Raw genomic sequence first — 17,908 nt, forward strand, 5'->3', positions numbered from 1 at the left:
TCGCGGCAAAGACAAGCCAAAAGGCGGAGAGCAGATCATGAAATGGCTGATACGCATCCTGTTTATTGTTGTGGCGGTGGTTGGGCTGGTCATTGGCGCGCTATTGCTGATGCCCGGCGACAAGCTTGGCGCGATTCTGGCTGAGCAGGTCAAAGCCCAGACAGGGCGCGAACTGACATTGAGCGGCGATGTGCGCCTGTCGTTCTGGCCGGTACTTGGGATGGAAACCGGGCCTGTGCGTTTTGGGAACGCCAGCTGGGCCGGGCCAGAGCCGATGTTGAGCGCTGATAGCCTTGCCGTGGGCGTGGATGCTGCTGCGCTTTTGAATGGGGATCTGCGGATCAAACGCGTTTTCGCGGAAAACCCGGTGCTGCGGCTGGAACGTTCGCAAGGGCGCGGAAACTGGGAGCTGAGCGCGCCTGTGACCACCGCGACTGCCACACCGTCTGCGGGGACGGTTCCGGCAGGCGCATCGTCGACCGTAACTTTGGAAGAGTTGCAGCTAAATAATGCGCGACTTATCTATGTGGAAGACGGTGCCACGCAGATGGATTTTCCTGATGTCACCTTGTCGGCCAGTTGGCCTCAGGTCACTGCGCCGATGGTAATGGAAGCATCAATGCCTGTACCCGGAGGTGCTGTTCAGGTTGATTTGAAGATCCCGGACTTGCCAGCTTTTGCCGCAGGGTCCGTAACCGCGCTTGAACTGGCCCTGACTGCACCGGGTGGTGAGATAGGCTTTGACGGCCACGTCAATCTGGCCGGAGAGATGGACGGGACCACAAAGATCACCACCCGAGATACGGAAAAGATGCTGGCGGCCTTCGGTCAGGCGGGTGTGGCTGTGCCGTGGGGATTGGGTAACGTTGCCGATATCTCTGCGCAAATGACCTATACGCGGGACGGTCGGATTTCCCTGCGGAACATGACAGCGCAGTTGGATGGCAACCGGTTCGTCGGAGAGGCGGATATCACCATTTCCGATCCCCCTCAGATCGTCGCACGGTTGGATGCGGGCGATCTTGACCTGTCAAAGATATCCGAAACCGGCGCCGGGTCGGGTGGCGCGTCTCAACCTGCGTCACCAGTTCAGGAAGGCTGGTCAAAAGACCCAATCGACGCATCCGCATTGGCTTTGGCGAATGGCAATATTCGCCTGACGGCCAACTCAATCGCGGTTCCCGGCATGACCTTTGGGAAAAGTGACCTGACACTGACACTGGATCGCGCGCGGGCGGTTCTTGCGATGCATCCGGCGACGTTGTTTTCGGGTCAGTTGAACGGACAGGTGGTTGCCAACAATCGCAATGGCTTGTCCGTGGGCGGCAAGGTAACGGCAAGTGAGATTGATCTGAAACAGGCGTTGTCGACACTGGCCGGTGTCGAACGCCTGTCGGGAACCGCGGCAGGAACCATTGAGTTTCTGGGTGTCGGTCGGTCTGAGGATCAGATCATGCGGTCTCTCAGCGGTAAGGGAAATCTGGATGTCGGGACGGGGGTAATATCCGGTTTCGATCTGGATCGACTTATGGGGCAGGGGACCGGATCGGGCGGAACAACGGTGTTCAACAGCCTGTCGGCCAGCTTCACCATCGATCAGGGTGTGTTGACGAATAACGATCTGCTTATGTCGCTTAAGAATTTCCGCGCCGATGGTCAGGGGGTCGTGGGGCTGGGTGCGCGCAATATCGATTATCTGTTCACGCCCGTAGCTTTGCGGGCCAATTCGGGGCAGGGCATATCGGTGCCTGTGCGTATCGTTGGCCCGTGGAGCAACCCGTCAATCAAGCCGGATCTGACCAAGGTCATCGAAGCAGCGGCAGATGTGAAGGTCAAAGAGCTGGAAAACGACGCGAAACAGAAAGTTTTCGAGAAGGTTGGAAACGAGCTGGATACCACCATCACGGACAGCGATCAGATCGAAGATGCGCTTAAGAACAAGCTTGAAGAAGAGGCGAAGAAAGGGCTGCTCAAACTGTTTGGCGGCAACTGAGCAAGTGTTGCGCTTGGGGCAATCAGATATGCCCCAAGCAGTTTTCTTCAGATGGTTTGATCGTAATCTCCAACACCGGGTTCGGTTCGGATCACTGCATCGATATCGGCAAAGATCGCACGCATCTCAGCTTCGCTTTCGCTGCTTTCACACACGACCACCAGATTGGGTGTGTTGGATGAAGCCCGCACCAGCCCCCAGCTGCCATTGTCCAGAATCACACGTGCGCCGTTCACCGTAACGACCTCCTTGATCGCGCGGCCAGCAAATGTCTCACTAGCTTCGCTTTTGGCAACCAGCTTGTCGACCAGTCGCTGCAGGATATCGTATTTTTCGGTATCTGCTGCATAGGGTGACATCGTGGGCGTCGACCAGGTCTTGGGCAGAGCTTTGCGCAGGTCGGACATGCTTTGATCCGGGTTGCGGTCCATCAGTTTACAGATCTCGACCGCGACGCGCATTCCGCAGTCATAACCGCGCCCGACCGGCTCGGCCAGAAAGTAATGGCCCGACTTTTCAAACCCAGCCAGCGCACCGATTTCTTTGACGCGCCGTTTCATGTGGCTGTGGCCGGTTTTCCAGTAATCTGCCTTGACGCCAAGGGCCTGTAGCTCGGGATCGCTGGCAAACAGGCCGGTAGATTTCACATCTGCGACAAAGGTCGATCCGGGGTGCAGCTTGGCCAGATCGCGGGCCATGATCACGCCCACCTTGTCGGCAAAGATTTCTTCACCTTCATCATCGACGACGCCGCAACGATCACCGTCACCGTCAAACCCAAGTGCCAGATCGGCACCGCTGGATTTTACCGTCGCCGCCATGTCATGCAGCATTTCCATCGCTTCGGGGTTCGGGTTGTAATTCGGGAAAGTGTAATCCAGCCGGTTATGGCTGGGGACGACCTCAACTCCCATCCGTTCGAAGATTTCGGGCGCAAAGGCCGAAGCGGTGCCGTTTCCGGTTGCGCAGACAACCTTTAGCGGGCGGGACACTTTGAAATCGCCGACGAGGTCGTCGATATACGCTTCTTTCACGCCCTCGACGAATTCCCAAGATCCACCCGCATGCGTCTGACCTTCGCCATTCAGAACGATGTCGCGCAATTCAGACATCTCGTCGGGGCCGTGTGTCAAGGGGCGGTCAAAGCCCATTTTGACCCCAGTCCAGCCGTTTGGATTGTGGCTGGCCGTAACCATCGCCACGGCCGGTACATCCAGGTGAAACTGTGCGAAATAGGCCATCGGGCTAAGCGCAGGGCCAATGTCTTTCACGCGGATACCGGCCTGTATCAATCCCAGGATCAGGGCGTTTTTGATCGCCAGTGAATAGTCACGGTAATCGTTTCCTACAGCGATCACGGGCTCGATCCCGCGCCTGCGCATTTGCGTGCCAAGTCCTAGGCCAAGCGCCGTCATGCCCGGCAGGTTAATCTCTTCCGGATATTTCCATCGGGCGTCATATTCGCGAAACCCGGTGGGTTTGATCATTGCATCGCGGAGAAAGCTCCAGGTGTTTGGTGTTACCTCGGGAATCGGTTTGGTCATAACAAGTCTCAATCGTTAAATCTGAATAGGATCAGCTTTGGCCAGCGCATCGAAGCGCATCAAAGTGTCAATGAGTTGGGGCATCTGATCCAACGGAATCATGTTGGGCCCATCCGAAGGGGCATTGTCCGGATCCTGGTGTGTTTCAATGAACACCGCGCCAATACCCAGCGACACGGCGGCGCGCGCCATGACCGGTGCAAATTCGCGTTGCCCGCCCGAGGAGCCACCTTTTCCTCCCGGTTGCTGCACGGAATGGGTCGCATCCATCACCACCGGGTATCCGGTTTGGGCCATTTGCGGCAGGGACCGCATATCAGCCACCAGCGTGTTATAGCCGAACGAAGTGCCACGTTCGGTCAGCAGGATATTCGTGTTGCCTGTGCTTTCGATCTTGGACACGATATTGGGCATCTCCCACGGCGCAAGAAACTGACCCTTTTTCACATTGACCACTGCTCCCGTATTGCCCGCAGCCAGCAGCATATCCGTCTGGCGGCACAAGAACGCCGGGATTTGCAGGACATCTACCGCCTTGGCAGCGATGGCGCACTGCGCTTCGGTATGAACATCGGTCAGGACCGGTATGCCCATTGTCTTGCGGATACCGTCCAGAACCTGCAACCCCGCATCAATGCCCATGCCGCGCTTGCCGGACAGCGAGGTCCGGTTCGCCTTGTCATAAGATGCCTTGAAGACATATTGCGCACCGGCTGCATCGCAGGCCTCTTTCATCTTGCCAGCAATCATCTGTGCGTGGTCTGCCGTTTCAAGCTGGCAAGGGCCTGCAATGATGGTCAGCGGAAGGTCGTTGCCGACTGTCAGGTCGGAGATTTTTACATGTTTCATGAGTCTTATGAGGATACCTGTTCACGAAGGACCGACGCGGTAAGCGAGATCATGAGGTAGATACCAGCAAACAACAGGAATGCCAAAATCGTATTTTCGAACTTGCGCGGATAGCTGGGTTCCTGACTTGGGATCGGGTTCACCGAGACGGTCAGGTAACGCACCTGCCGGTTAGCTTCGGATCGGGTCGATTCCATTTGCTGCATTGCCGTTTGCAGCATCATGTCCCGTGCCGCCAGATCCGCCTGAGCGATCTGGATGCGCACGCTCAACCGCGCCAGCGAATTTTCGCCATCGGAAGCATCCTGCATCTCGGCATTTAGTTGTTCCAGCACCTTTTCAAGCCGGGCAATGTCAGCCTTGACGCCGTCGACCTTGGCTTTGTTCGGACGCAGGTTGTCTTGCAGGGCGGCAAGTTCAAGCTCTTTGTCCTGCACCAATATCTCGATCTCGTTGATGCGGGCGCGGAGGCTGGCAATGACATTCTCGGGGTCCAGTACCGCCCCTTGAAGCTGAAGCTCGATCAATTCCTCCTGCGCCTGCCGCCGCGCCTCCTGCGCCGCTTCAAAGCTTTCCAATGCGTCGCGCATCTGGTCTTCGCGCTTCTTGCCGGACAGGGCATTCACCCGGGCTTCGGCGTAAGAAATCAAACGCTCCGAGAACTCGGTCGAGGTCTGTGCGTCTGGTGCAACAACCTCCATCCGGATGACCCCTTCGGTTGGATCATACCCGATTGTAATCATGCGTTTGAACAGCTTGTATGCGTCTTCCAGCGTGGCGTCGGGTGATAGCCTTTGAATCGGATCAATCACTTCCTGCTTGAAGACATCAGAAAAACCGGCGTCTCGATCCAGCAGCAACAAGGCCTCTTTCGATTCCAGGAAAGATTGAACCGAGATTGAATCCTGCGTGGTGGCGAATTGCGTCCCGGCAAGCAGCCCGCCGATGGAACCCGGCCCGCCATCGGCTTGCAGGATCAGAAACTCGGAATCGCTGGCATACATCGGGGTGGCGATGCGATAGAAATAGAACCCCACAACAAAGGTCGGAAGGAACACAAAGGCGGCCAGACGCGCGAACAGGCCAAACAGTTTACGTCTGCGTCGGCGCGCGATGTCCTTCTGAATCTGACCGATTTCAAGGTTGCGCCGCTCAGCCGGGCTGAGCTCGGGTCCCGGAAGGTTCGGTGTGCTTGTGCCTACAGATTGCGGCAACTGAATGCTGATCTTGTCTTTGACCTTCGAATTGTCGCCCTGTGCCGAGGGCTTTGCCGCGGCAAGATCAAGAAGGTTCGTGCGCTGAAACGGATCAATGCCTTTCTTGCGCAGCAAGCGCACCGCATCATAGTCCGATGTTGCTGCCAGTCCGTGTTTCTGCGCGAGTTTACGCGCAATACGCAACTGGCGGCCTGTCAGGCCTTCGCGCTTGATGTCGTCAATTTGCGTGCCTGGCTGGGCCTCGGCCGCCGGCGCCTGACCTTGCGTCGCGCCCCGTATGCGCGAGATTGCATCCGCTCGCGCCTCGGCCGAATCGTCCACCTGTCGATTGCTGCGCCAGTTGTACTTTCTAACCTTGGGTTTCGTAGTCATATAGCTGCTTTGCCTCTTCCAAGGAGTCAAACATGTACAATTGCCCGTCCAGCAGAACGGCGGCCTGCTGCGCGAATTTTTCCAATACAGTCGGGCTGTGCGACACGATCACCAATGTCGTAGTGCGCAACCTTTCCTTCAGGATCGCCCCTGCCTTTTCGTTGAATTCAACATCTGTAGATGCTGGCATCCCTTCATCGACAAGATACATGTCGAAATCCAGCGCAAGCATCAAAGAAAACGTGAATCGCGACCGCATCCCCGACGAATAGGTGGACAGCGGCTGTTCGAAATATTCACCCAAGCCGCAGAGCCATTTGCAATACGCCTCAACATAGTCCGGGTCCATGCCGTAAATCTTGGCGATGTATCGCGCGTTCTCAAGCGCTGACAACTTGCCGGTCACACCCCCGGTGAATCCCATTGGAAACGAGACCCGGCATTCGCGGCGGATTACACCCTCGTCGGGCTTTTCCAGCCCGGCCATCATGTTGATCAGTGTGGTTTTGCCAGTACCATTCGGGGCCAGAACGCCCAGCGACGTGCCCAGTTCGACACGGAATGAGACCCTGTCCAGGATCACCTTACGGCGCGTCCCGGTCCAGAAGGACTTGCTGACATTGTCGAATTCCAGCATTCGCAGCCTGCTGCTCGTTTCCGTTGTGTTGCCGCGTTTTTGGCGGTTAGAAAGGATGGTTTTTACCGATCCATGTTGGCTACATTATGTCGAATTATGAAACAAATGTTCAATGCGTTGCTGCCGAACCCGCAAACAACTGATCGGTTGTCGGCAATTCCGCTGCACTTCTGGTAATCTGCTGCACCTATATTATGTGGTTTCAGGCCTGATCTTTGCAAAACAGCTTTGGGAGGTTTCGCAACCAGATGAAAGATTTAGATGGCGAAATCCGCGCGTGTCGCCTGTGCGCCGCGTCCTTTGCGCAAACCAAAACTGCCCATGAACCCCGCCCGGTGGTCTGGTTTCGGCGCGGAACACCCATCCTGGTCGCGGGGCAGGCACCGGGTGCGCGCGTGCACGAGTCAGGACGGCCCTTTACAGACCCGTCAGGCGACAGGCTGCGCCACTGGCTTGGGGTCGATGAACCTGTTTTTTATGATCGTGATCTTGTGTCGATTGTGCCCATGGCATTCTGTTTCCCCGGCTATGATGCCCGCGGCGCGGACCTTCCTCCGCCCGCGATATGCGGCAAAACCTGGCATGACAGGGTGATGCAGGAACTGGGGCAGGTGCCGTTGACGGTGTTGGTCGGTGGTCATGCGCATAAATATCATCTGGGCGCGCGAGGGTCGGTGACGGATACCGTTCGGAACTGGCAGGACCATGCGCCGCGGGTCTTTGCCTTGCCTCATCCGTCCTGGCGGAATACGGCATGGGTAAAGAAAAACCCGTGGTTCGAGGCAGAACTGCTGCCGGTTCTGCGCGCGCGGGTCCAAGAGGTGCTGAATGACTGAAACCACAGCGTTGGACACGGCGCATGCCGCGATGCTGGCAGATCCGCAGAACGATGCTGCCCGTCTGCGGTTTTTTGAACGGCTTGCAGATAGTGAGCTGTTTTTGATGCTGACCGAGGAAGCGATGGGCGAAAACATCTCGCCCGAGGTGTTCGATGTGGCCGACGGGCGCTTTGTGTTGGCGTTCGACCGCGAGGAACGATTGGCGCAGTTTGCCGGGAGGCCTGTGCCTTATGTTGCGCTGTCGGGGCGTGTGTTGTCGGGGATGCTGGCAGGGCAGGGTATCGGGCTGGGCCTGAACCTGGAAACTGCGCCATCATCCATGCTGGTGCCTGCCGAGGCCCTGGGCTGGCTGGCCGAAACGTTGCAGCATGGCCCCAAAGAGGTCGAGGAAAAGCTTGCCGAGTTCATGCCGCCCTCCTGTCTGCCGGACAGCCTGTTGACCGCCCTTGATGCAAAGCTGGCAACTGCTGGCGGGCTTGCCAGTGCGGCCTATCTGGTCGCCACGAAATCCGAGGCGGGCGCTCAGGGTCATTTGCTGGGGTTTGTCGGTGCGGTCGAAGGGGCCGAGCCAGCGCTGGCCAAGGCAGCTTCAGAGGCGCTGACGTTTTCGGGGATCGAAGCGGGGGCGATGGATGTCGGGTTCTTTGCCACAGATGACGCCGCTGCCGCGCTGCTGGCGAAGACGGGGCTTCGCTTTGACCTGCCCGAACCGCAGGTTGCAGATCTGGTGCGCGAGGTTCCGGGCAGCAATCCCGCGAAACCGCCAATTCTGAAGTAACGGCCAAAACGCAAACACGCGGCGCACAATGCACCGCGTGTCACTAGGATGGGACTCTGCTATTCCGCAGCAGCTTCCAGTTTGTCCTGCGTACGTGTTTCGAAATCACTGGCGTCGTGACGCTCGTGAAGCTGCGTGTGCGGCTCGCCAAAGGCGCGGTTGACCATACGGCCACGCTGAACCGCAGGCCGCGCGTCAATCGCTTTGGCCCAGCGTACAACGTTCTTGTAGGATTCCGCGTCAAGGAACTCTGCCGCGCTATACAGACGGCCCAGAACCAGCTGACCGTACCACGGCCAGATCGCCATGTCGGCAATCGTATATTCCTCGCCCGCGATATAGGTCTTGTTCGCCAGTTCCCTGTCCAGAACGTCCAGCTGGCGTTTTGCCTCCATCGCAAAGCGGTTGATCGGGTATTCCCACTTTTCGGGCGCGTAGGCGTAGAAATGGCCAAACCCGCCGCCCAGATAAGGGGCGCTGCCCATTTGCCAGAATAGCCAGTTCATGACTTCGGTCCGTTCCGGCCCGGACGCGGGCAGAAACTCTCCGAACTTCTCAGCCAGATGAAACAGGATCGAGGCACTTTCAAACACCCGAACCGGCTTGTCGCCAGAGCGATCCCAAAGGGCGGGGATTTTCGAGTTTGGGTTGACCTCGACAAACCTTGAACCGAACTGGTCGCCCTCGCCGATGTTGATCAGCCACGCGTTGTATTCAGCGCCTTCGTGACCCAATGCCAGCAACTCTTCCAGCATTACGGTGACTTTGACACCGTTGGGCGTGGCAAGGGAATACAACTGCAATGGGTGACGTCCAACCGGCAAGTCCTTGTCATGGGTTGCGCCGGCAATAGGTCGGTTAATGTTGGCGAACTGTCCGCCACTTTCACTGTCCCATGTCCAGACTGCTGGTGGGGTATACGAAGATTGGTCGCTCATGTCTTGCCTTTCATGCCTTTGTCCGGGCCGCGTTCGATGCAGTCTTACAGGTAGTGTTGCAATCCGCCGAGTCCAACCCAGCCTTTCCGGCATAATTTGTAATAATCCGCGACCAAACTCTCACGTTTGCTCGAGAGGGGTCACAGCGGCGCGAGGAGGGCTACGAACAGAATGGGAATCGCATATTGTTTTGCCAGACCTGCCATCACGGCGTCACCGATACCGCTGGAACGAAAAGGATAAACTACATGAAACGCTTTGCTTTGACCTTTGCTGCGGCCATGGCCCTGGCCGTTCCGGCATTTGCCGGGCCGCAATATATTGACGGCACAGGGTTTGCCGTTTCGGGGTATGATGTTGTCGCCTATCGCAACCTGGATCAGGTACCGGTAGGTCAGCCACAGCACGAAGGCGTGCGTGGCAATGCCAGCATTACTGCCGAATACAATGGTGCAACCTGGGCATTCTCGTCCGAGGAAAACCGCGACAAATTTCTGGAAAACCCGGCCTATTATGCGCCGCAATATGATGGGCACTGCGCCTATGGCGTGTCGCGCGGTGGCAAGGTTCCGGCAAACCCGAACTTGTGGCGGATCGTTGACGACAAGCTGTATCTCAACATCACGGATGTGGTCGTCGGGTTCTTCGAAGAAGACATTCCGGGCAACATCAACCTTGCTGAAGGCAACTGGCCGGGTATCGAGCCGTCTGACGCCTCGACCAGCGTGATCCCGAAATTTACCTCGGAAGGTCCGGTGAAAAACTGACCCGGCCAAAATTGCACAAAGCCCGGCTTACCCAGCCGGGCTTTTTCGTTCAGCCAGCAAGCCAGAACTGATCCCGTATCGTCTGGTCGGCGTCAAACCGGATCCTGACGCTCTTGGCACCCGGAAATTTGCGTTCTCGGATCGTATCGGGAATGACGACTTCCCCAGAGCCCGTATCGCTGGATTGAAAGCTCAGGATTTCCGCTGTGGTGTGCCGCGCACTGGTCAGAACGGTCGTTGGCAAAGCCACACGATTTGCGCCTTGATTGACGGGTGTCGTGACGAAGTAAGTCAGGTGCCGCCCAAAGCATCCGACCGCGTCGGGAACATGGTCAGCAACACCGCTGCCGCATTTGGGTTGAATACCAGTCTGACTGTTCATATGCGACAGCGCTTGCCCCGGATTCAGCATTGCCTCACAGGCGGCAATATCTTCCTGCGGAAGCTCGATGATACGTTTCTTCAACCGTGCCCGACGTGGTTGTGGCGGGCCAGCAGCGGCACCGCCCTTTGTCGCCAGCCCTTCTTTGCGTAGAAAATCATAGGCTGCCTTGGCGCGCGAAAACCCGGAACTGTCGCCTTCCTTGTGATCAGGATGCGTGTGAAAGGCGATGTGACGCCAGGCCTCTCGTATTTCACTGGAATTGGCAGACGGGTTCAGGCCCAGATCTGCCAGGGCATCCGTGCGTGCCCTAACCTTATCGACAGGTTCCATACTCAAAACACTCATTAAAAACTACACAGCCCTAGTGTTGCCGAGGGCATGGTTTTGTCAAATTTCATGGTTGATTGAGAGGGAAGCTGACAACAATCGCGATGCGAAGATTCCATTGTTCCGCAAAGGCGTGAATTCGCGGATGTAACTGTGAAACAGGTCACGCATAAGAAAAGGAAAACGCCCGGGAAAATTCGTAACCCGGGCGAATCATTGAATTTTTCAGTTGTCAGGCGACGTTTTGAAGATCGACTTGTGGCGTAATTCCAAGGGCAAAGCACACATCGCGCGTCAATTCCGGGCGGTTGAGGGTATAGAAATGCAGCTTGTCCACGCCACCTTCGATCAGGTCCGAGCACAACTCGGTGCAGATCGCAGTTGCCAGCAGATCCTCACGCCCGTCGCGCACGGCCTTTTCAAAGGCTTGTTCGACCCAATCGGGAATATGCGTGCCGCAACTTCTGGCGAACTTGCGCGCACCTGCCCAGTTTTCTATCGGCAGAATGCCCGGAACGATCGGTTTGTCGATACCCGCCTTTGCGCAGGCATCACGGAAACGGAAGAAGGTTTCGGCCTCGAAAAAGAATTGCGTCAGCGCTTCGTCAGCGCCCGCGTCAAGTTTGGCCTTCAGCCAGTCCACGTCTGCTGACATGTCGGCAGCTTCAGGGTGCTTGTCAGGATAAGCCCCGACACGGATGCTGAACATTTCGGTTTCAGCCAGCGCCTCAATCAACTCAATCGAACTGTTAAAGCCGTCGGGGTGCGGTACGAACCGATCATGCCCTTTTGGCGGGTCGCCCCGCAGGGCCACGATGTCCTGCACGCCCGCACGTGCGAATGTGTCGGCGATTTCCAGCGTTTCCTGCCGCGAAGCGTCAACACAGGTCAGATGCGCAGCGACGTTCAAACCAGAGGATTTATGCAGGGTTGCGACCGCGTCGCGCGTCAGTTCCCGGGTCGTACCGCCTGCACCGTAGGTGACGGATACAAAACGGGGCTCCAGCGGTGCCAATGTCTGGACCGTATCCCAAAGGCGGAAAGAAGCCTCCAGAGTTTTGGGCGGAAAGAACTCGAATGAAATTTCGGGTTTGGACATGGCTGCCTCACTGGATCAACTGACTATCTTGTGCCATGACGGGCATTGTGAGACAAACTCATATTATTCAACAACAACATGAACGATACTTGAGATGCACATTGAATTCCGCCACCTGCGTACCATCAAGGCGATCCATGAATGCGGTGGGTTGGCGCGCGCTGCCGACCAGTTGAACATCACTCAATCCGCATTGAGTCATCAGATCAAAGGGTTGGAGGATCAGGCCGGGGTCGAGCTGTTTCTGCGACGTTCAAAGCCGATGAAGCTGTCAGCCGCCGGTTTGCGTCTGCTGCGGTTGGCCGAGCAGATCCTGCCGCAGGTCGAGGCGGCACAGAATGAGTTTTCATCGCTGCGGGACGGGCGTACCGGGCGGATGCATATCGCCATCGAATGCCACGCGTGTTTCGAATGGCTGTTTCCGGTTCTTGAATCCTTCAGGAAATCCTGGGGCGACGTGGATGTCGATATCCGACCCGGTCTGGCCTTCGACGCCCTGCCAGCCTTGCAGAAGGAAGAGGTTGATCTGGTGGTCTCATCCGATCCCGAAGACCTGCCGGGTGTCGAGTTTGTGGAGCTGTTTGACTACAACCCCGTCTTTGTCGCTGCATCAGCCCATCCACTGGCGGAAAAAGCCTATGTCGAGGCTGAGGATTTCCGAGGCCAGACCCTGATCACCTACCCGGTGGAACGCACACGTCTGGATGTGTTCAGCCAATTGTTGATCCCTGCACGGGTCGAACCCGCCTCGATCAGGCAGGTGGAACTGACAGCTGTCATCCTGCTTCTGGTAGCATCAAACCGAGGCATCTCGGTTCTGCCGGATTGGGTCGTGCGCGAGGTCAAATACAACTCGGACTATGTGACCCGCCCCCTGACCAAAGAGGGGATCACGCGTCGCCTTTATGCAGCGGTCCGATCAGAAGATCTGGACAAGCCCTATGTGCAGGAACTGGTAAAACTGGCCCGCGAAGAGGCGCGCAAGCTGCAATCCCGGTAGAGGCGTTTTCTGCGGGTCTGTTATGCACATCATTCCTCTTGGCAAGGAAGCCTTGCGGCAGTATACGCGCGGTTTGACCGGACAGGAGCCTTTTTACAATGGTTGGCAGTGCAAATCTCAACATCATGATCAAGGCCGCGCGCAAGGCGGGGCGTTCTTTGGTCAAGGATTTCCGTGAAGTCGAGAATTTGCAGGTGTCGATGAAGGGCGCTGGTGACTTTGTGTCGAAGGCCGATATCGCGGCCGAAGCCATCCTGAAGGACGAATTGCTGGGCGCACGCCCAACCTATGGCTGGCTGGCCGAAGAGGGCGGTTCCATCGACGGAGAAGACCCGACCCGCCGCTGGATCGTAGATCCGCTGGACGGCACCACCAATTTTCTGCATGGCCTGCCGCATTGGGCAATTTCGATTGCACTGGAACATAAGGGCAAGATCGTTGCCGGCGTGATCTATGATGCTGCCAAGGATGAGATGTTCTTTGCCGAAAAAGGCGAAGGTGCGTGGATGAACGACACCCGAATTCGTGTGTCGGGGCGTCACCGCATGATTGAATCGATCTTTGCAACCGGCCTGCCTTTTGGGGGTCGTTCTGACCTGCCTGCAACCCTGCAGGATCTGGCGCGTCTGATGCCCGCCTGCGCCGGTGTGCGCCGTTGGGGTGCTGCGGCGCTTGACATGGCATATGTGGCTGCGGGCAGGTACGAAGGTTTCTGGGAACGCCGCCTGAACGCGTGGGATATCGCCGCCGGTATCATCATCGTGAAAGAGGCGGGCGGCTTCGTGCAGGCCCTGAACCCTGAAGGCAACGCGCTGGAAGATGGTGAAGTGATCTGTTCGAATGAACCGATCTTTGATCAATTCTCCAAAGTCATCCGGGGCTGATCGCCCCTCAGCCCAGCTTTATCGACGCGGAACGCGCGGTATACGAGACTGCGACAGCTTGTACTTTGTCTCTGGGTGGGGCGGGTGCCCATGCGTGCGGTTCCAGAATTGCACGCCGCCGCGCCGCAGCCACAATGGTACGCATAAGATCAACCCCACAGCAAACCCGCCGGTATGGGCCCAGTAGGCGATACCGCCTTCGTCCGGGTTGCTGGTGACGCTGCCAAAGAACTGAATCGCCAGCCATACGCCCAGCATGATGAAGGCGGGGATGGTAAAGACCCTGAAATAGACAACCAGGATCAGCAGAATATCCACACGCGCCTTAGGAAACAGCAGCAGGTATCCCCCCATGACACCCGCAATCGCGCCCGAGGCGCCGACGGTAGGCACCTGAGAGTCCGGTCCTGTAACCACATGGATCAGACCTGCGCCGATACCTGCGACCAGGTAGAACAGCAAAAAGGGCAGATGGCCCATTTCGTCTTCCAGATTGTCGCCGAATATCCATAAGAACAGCATGTTCCCGGCCAGATGCATCCAGCCCCCATGCAGGAACATGGATGTCACAAGGGTTTCCAGACCAACCCCGTCGCTGACCCGCGCCGGGATGATGGCGTAATCGAAGAACAGCCGGTTGATAAGTGGCGCATCATTCATGATCCCCACATAGCTGAGGAAGATCAGGATGTTGGCCGCCAATAAGACGTAGACAACATAAGGCGTGCGCCCCGAGGGGTTATGGTCACGTATCGGAAACATGAGGTGACGCTGGGCTTTTGCGCGCCCAGCGTCAAGGCAAGCTTATGCCGCACCTCCCAACAACGCAGCGTTTCCGCCAGCTGCGGTCGTATCGACACACACATGGCGCTCACCCAGCACGCGCGCGCGGTTGGGTCTGCCCGGAATCAGGGGAAGAATGGGGCCGTCCCGACGGGCCAGATGCTGTTCGATCTGCTGCGCGGTTTCAGCATCGCCCCACCAAAGAACACCAGAGATACCGGTCAGGTTCTCCAACCGGTGAAGGTCAAGCATTCCGGTTGCCTGAATGGCCGTGCCACCCAGCGCCTGTACGGCTTCAGCCTGTGCGCGCGCCGCCGTTTCCCCCGGCCCCATGCACAGAAGTGGTGGGCGGGGATATTCGCTCAGCCGGTTCGATTCTCCGGTTGGGCCGGGCAGAGAACGGGTTTGGATTGGGGCAGGCTGGCCTTGAGGGGCAGGTAGGTCTGCCAAATGTTCCCAGATTTCTGTCGTGGTTTGCCGATCAGGTGCACAGAACCTGGCCATGTAATTCGGACCGCCCGCCTTTGGGCCGGTGCCTGACAGCCCTTCACCGCCAAAAGGTTGGGAGCCAACGATGGCACCAATCTGATTGCGGTTTACATAGATGTTTCCGGCATGGATAGCTTCGGTCACATGCTGCACCCGGTCGTCGATCCGGGTTTGCAGGCCAAAGGTCAGCCCGTATCCGGTTGCGTTGATATCCGCGATGACCTTGTCGATCTCCTGCGCTTTGAACCTTGCCACGTGCAATACGGGGCCAAATATTTCGCGCTCCAGCGCGGCAATGCCCGAGATTTCGATCAACGTGGGGGCAACAAAGATACCTTCGGGTGGTAGCGGCAGCTCTTTCAGAACGCGCCCTTCGGCCCGTGCAATAGCGACGTGATCGGCGATGACCTGCCGGGCCTGCGCGTCAATCACCGGGCCGCAATCGGTAGAGATCAGCCAGGGGTCCCCGATGCGCAGGGCGTCCATTGCCCCTTTGAGCATGGTCAGCACGTCATCTGCGATATCCTGTTGCAGGTACAGGCATCGCAGTGCGGAACACCGCTGACCCGCGGACTGAAAAGCGCTTTCAATGATCGATTGCACGGCCTGTTCGGGAAGTGCGGTGCTGTCGACGATCATGGCGTTCAGGCCGCCAGTTTCTGCGATCAACGGCGTGCCGGGGCGCATGGCCCCAGCCATTGCCGACCGGATTCTGAGAGCGGTCGTTGTCGAGCCGGTGAAGGCCACGCCCGAGACGCGCGCATCCGATGTCAGCGCCGCGCCCACGGCCGGACCACCCGGCAGCAATTGCAGCGCGTCGCGCGGCACACCAGCCTCATGCAGCAATTGAATGGCGCGGTGCGCGATCAGGGGTGTCTGCGGCGCAGGCTTGGCCAAAACGGCGTTCCCGGTCGCCAAAGCTGCCGATATCTGCCCTGAGAAAATCGCCAGCGGGAAGTTCCAAGGGCTGATGCAGGTGAATACGCCAGCGGGCTCGGCATCAGGTATGTTGGCGGCGTAGTAGCGCAGGAAATCCACCGCCTCACGCAGTTCCGCCACGGCGTCAGGCAGCGATTTGCCAGCCTCGCGCGCCAGCAGGGCGAACAACTCGCCGTAATGCGATTCATAAAGATCGGCAGCAGAGTTCAGGATGCGGGCACGTTCGGCTGCCGGGGCCTGCCACGGCTTTGCCGAAGCCAGCGCCAGTTCAACATCCGCGTCACTTGCCGAGGCGACCGCACCTGGTTTGTCGGCAGGATTTGCCGGGTTGACTACCGGCTCATCCACCCGGGGTTTTGCAGCGTCAGCCAGCAAGGGCTGTGCATACCAGTGATATGCACGGAACTGGTCCCGCGCTGCATCAACCTTGTCCAGCGTCGGAGTGTGGTGAAGATCGAATCCCATGGAATTGGGGCGATCCGGCTGGAACAGTTCGGGGCCGGTGGGCAAAGGGGGTGGGGGCGTTTGAACAGTAACAAACGGATCTGCGGCAACCACTTCCGGCGGGACGTTTTCGTCGACAATCTGGTTGACGAAGGATGAGTTTGCCCCGTTTTCCAGCAGACGCCGCACAAGGTAGGCCAGCAAGTCACGATGCGCACCAACCGGTGCGTAGATGCGACAGCGCGTTTTCTGCCTGTTCATCACAAGCTGATGCAATGTCTCGCCCATGCCATGCAGGCGCTGGAACTCAAAAGGCTGACCTTCGGCCATGTGCAGGATGGCGCTGACTGTATGGGCGTTGTGGGTGGCGAATTGCGGATAGATCCGGTTTGTCATGCCCAGCAATTTGCGCGCATTGGCGATATAGGACACGTCCGTGACCGCCTTGTGCGTGAAGACGGGAAAGCCATCCACGCCTTCGACCTGCGCGCGTTTGATCTCGGTGTCCCAATAGGCGCCTTTGACCAGACGCACCATCAGCTTGCGATCGTGGCGTTCAGCCATGTCATAGAGCGTGTCCAGAACCAGCGAAGCGCGTGGCCCATAGGCCTGAACCACGATGCCAAACCCCTCCCAGCCGGCCAGAGCCGGATCGGACATCACCGCCTCAATCACCTGCAATGACAAAGACAGGCGATCCGCCTCTTCCGCGTCGACGTTTAGCCCCATACCAGCGGCCTTGGCCAAAAGGGCCAGCGCCCGCAGTCGGGGAACCAGTTCATCCATCACGCGCTTTTCCTGCGCCAGTTCATAACGGGGATGCAGGGCTGACAACTTGACTGAAATTCCCGGGTTGGCGCGGATATCCTCATGGGTGCAGGCTTCGGCGATGACCGAGATGGCGCGTGAATACGACAGGTGATATCGTGCGGCGTCCGCCTCGGTTCGCGCGGCCTCTCCCAGCATGTCGTAGGAGTAGGTATATCCCTTGTTTTCCATCCCGCGCGCACGCTCCATCGCGGCGTTGATGGACTCACCTAACACGAATTGCCGCCCCATTTCCTTCATCGCACGCGACACGGCGGTACGGATCACGGGTTCACCCAATCGCTTGATGGCCCCGCGCAGGGCGCCAACAGGCGAGGCCTTGCCTTCGTCCAGAACCTTGCCCGTCAGCATCAGGGCCCAGGTTGAGGCGTTAACCAAGGATGAAGACGAGTGCCCAAGATGCTTGCCCCAGTCCGAAGGGGCAATTTTGTCTTCAATCAACGCGTCAATCGTGTCGGCATCCGGCACGCGCAACAGCGCTTCGGCCAGGCACATCAGGGCGACGCCTTCGTCGGTGGACAGGCCGTATTCGGCAAGAAACACCTCCATCAACCCCGGAGACGTGCTGGAGCGGATGTCGCGCACAAGCTGCGCGGCGGCGGCGCTGATGGCGCCGCGGTCCGTGGCGCTCAGGCTGGCCTGAGAGATCAGGGTTTCAAGGATCGCCGACTGGTCAGCATAGGTTGAGGTGTCGATTAATGTACGCAGGGTATGAGACATGAGTCCTCCGGTCTTTGTGCCAATATACCTGCGAAAACTCAGGACAATCGCCTGAGTTTACGATAATTGAAGGCGG

15 protein-coding genes are annotated in these 17,908 nt (G+C 57.9%); 6 read left to right on the forward strand and 9 right to left on the reverse strand.

The window, feature by feature from the left end:
• Positions 1-37: 37 nt before the first annotated feature.
• On the forward strand, positions 38-1,993 hold the full coding sequence (locus tag ACR0CE_RS05535; protein ID WP_480831336.1) for an AsmA family protein: 1,956 nt from the start codon (positions 38-40) through the stop codon (positions 1,991-1,993).
• 47 nt (positions 1,994-2,040) lie between these two features.
• On the opposite strand, the gene ACR0CE_RS05540 is transcribed toward ACR0CE_RS05535, so the two are convergent.
• From ACR0CE_RS05540 to ACR0CE_RS05555, 4 genes are read right to left on the reverse strand one after another with little or no spacing between them, the layout of a single operon-like run.
• Positions 2,041-3,537: a phosphomannomutase/phosphoglucomutase gene (locus ACR0CE_RS05540; protein ID WP_480831338.1), complete on the reverse strand. Its 1,497-nt coding sequence runs from the start codon at positions 3,535-3,537 to the stop codon at positions 2,041-2,043.
• Between the two features lie 15 nt (positions 3,538-3,552).
• Complete coding sequence (kdsA, locus tag ACR0CE_RS05545) at positions 3,553-4,386, reverse strand: 3-deoxy-8-phosphooctulonate synthase (RefSeq protein WP_480557762.1); 834 nt, start codon at positions 4,384-4,386, stop codon at positions 3,553-3,555.
• Between the two features lie 5 nt (positions 4,387-4,391).
• Positions 4,392-5,975 (reverse strand): KpsE/RkpR family capsule polysaccharide export protein, encoded by a 1,584-nt coding sequence (locus ACR0CE_RS05550; RefSeq protein ID WP_480831341.1) that lies wholly within the window; start codon positions 5,973-5,975, stop codon positions 4,392-4,394.
• Positions 5,953-6,612: an ABC transporter ATP-binding protein gene (locus tag ACR0CE_RS05555; RefSeq protein WP_209504732.1), complete on the reverse strand. Its 660-nt coding sequence runs from the start codon at positions 6,610-6,612 to the stop codon at positions 5,953-5,955. The genes ACR0CE_RS05550 and ACR0CE_RS05555 overlap by 23 nt, the downstream gene beginning before the upstream one ends.
• A gap of 248 nt (positions 6,613-6,860) precedes the next feature.
• Between ACR0CE_RS05555 and ACR0CE_RS05560 the strand changes: the two genes are divergently transcribed.
• Positions 6,861-7,448 carry a uracil-DNA glycosylase family protein gene (locus ACR0CE_RS05560; RefSeq protein ID WP_480831343.1) on the forward strand — a complete coding sequence of 196 codons (588 nt, stop codon included), beginning with the start codon at positions 6,861-6,863 and terminating at the stop codon, positions 7,446-7,448.
• Positions 7,441-8,229, forward strand: coding sequence for an SseB family protein (locus tag ACR0CE_RS05565; RefSeq protein WP_480831345.1), 789 nt, complete (start codon positions 7,441-7,443; stop codon positions 8,227-8,229). Before ACR0CE_RS05560 ends, ACR0CE_RS05565 begins: the two co-directional genes overlap by 8 nt.
• Before the next feature lie 59 nt (positions 8,230-8,288).
• Here ACR0CE_RS05565 and yghU read toward each other — a convergent pair whose 3' ends face one another.
• Positions 8,289-9,167, reverse strand: a complete 879-nt coding sequence (yghU, locus tag ACR0CE_RS05570) for a glutathione-dependent disulfide-bond oxidoreductase (protein WP_480831347.1) — start codon at positions 9,165-9,167, stop codon at positions 8,289-8,291.
• Positions 9,168-9,415: 248 nt separating this feature from the next.
• On the opposite strand from yghU, the gene ACR0CE_RS05575 reads away from it, so the two are divergent.
• Positions 9,416-9,934 carry a YHS domain-containing (seleno)protein gene (locus tag ACR0CE_RS05575; protein WP_480475567.1) on the forward strand — a complete coding sequence of 173 codons (519 nt, stop codon included), beginning with the start codon at positions 9,416-9,418 and terminating at the stop codon, positions 9,932-9,934.
• Positions 9,935-9,983: 49 nt separating this feature from the next.
• Here the strand turns inward: ACR0CE_RS05575 and ACR0CE_RS05580 are convergent, their stop codons facing one another.
• Together ACR0CE_RS05580 and metF are read right to left on the reverse strand one after the other, a co-directional pair.
• Positions 9,984-10,649, reverse strand: a complete 666-nt coding sequence (locus tag ACR0CE_RS05580; protein ID WP_480831349.1) for a DnaJ domain-containing protein — start codon at positions 10,647-10,649, stop codon at positions 9,984-9,986.
• A gap of 229 nt (positions 10,650-10,878) precedes the next feature.
• Positions 10,879-11,745, reverse strand: coding sequence for a methylenetetrahydrofolate reductase [NAD(P)H] (gene metF / locus ACR0CE_RS05585; RefSeq protein WP_480831351.1), 867 nt, complete (start codon positions 11,743-11,745; stop codon positions 10,879-10,881).
• A gap of 94 nt (positions 11,746-11,839) precedes the next feature.
• Here metF and ACR0CE_RS05590 point away from each other — a divergent pair, with 94 nt between their 5' ends.
• Positions 11,840-12,745: a LysR family transcriptional regulator gene (locus ACR0CE_RS05590; RefSeq protein WP_480482174.1), complete on the forward strand. Its 906-nt coding sequence runs from the start codon at positions 11,840-11,842 to the stop codon at positions 12,743-12,745.
• A 98-nt stretch (positions 12,746-12,843) separates the two neighbouring features.
• A complete protein-coding gene (locus ACR0CE_RS05595; RefSeq protein ID WP_209598002.1) occupies positions 12,844-13,629 on the forward strand; it encodes an inositol monophosphatase family protein in 786 nt (261 codons plus the stop codon).
• A gap of 18 nt (positions 13,630-13,647) precedes the next feature.
• On the opposite strand, the gene ACR0CE_RS05600 is transcribed toward ACR0CE_RS05595, so the two are convergent.
• Complete coding sequence (locus ACR0CE_RS05600; protein ID WP_480519086.1) at positions 13,648-14,391, reverse strand: rhomboid family intramembrane serine protease; 744 nt, start codon at positions 14,389-14,391, stop codon at positions 13,648-13,650.
• Positions 14,392-14,433: 42 nt separating this feature from the next.
• Positions 14,434-17,832, reverse strand: a complete 3,399-nt coding sequence (gene putA, locus ACR0CE_RS05605; protein WP_480831354.1) for a bifunctional proline dehydrogenase/L-glutamate gamma-semialdehyde dehydrogenase PutA — start codon at positions 17,830-17,832, stop codon at positions 14,434-14,436.
• Positions 17,833-17,908 lie beyond the last annotated feature (76 nt).

The organism is Ruegeria sp. L11, assembly GCF_056531755.1.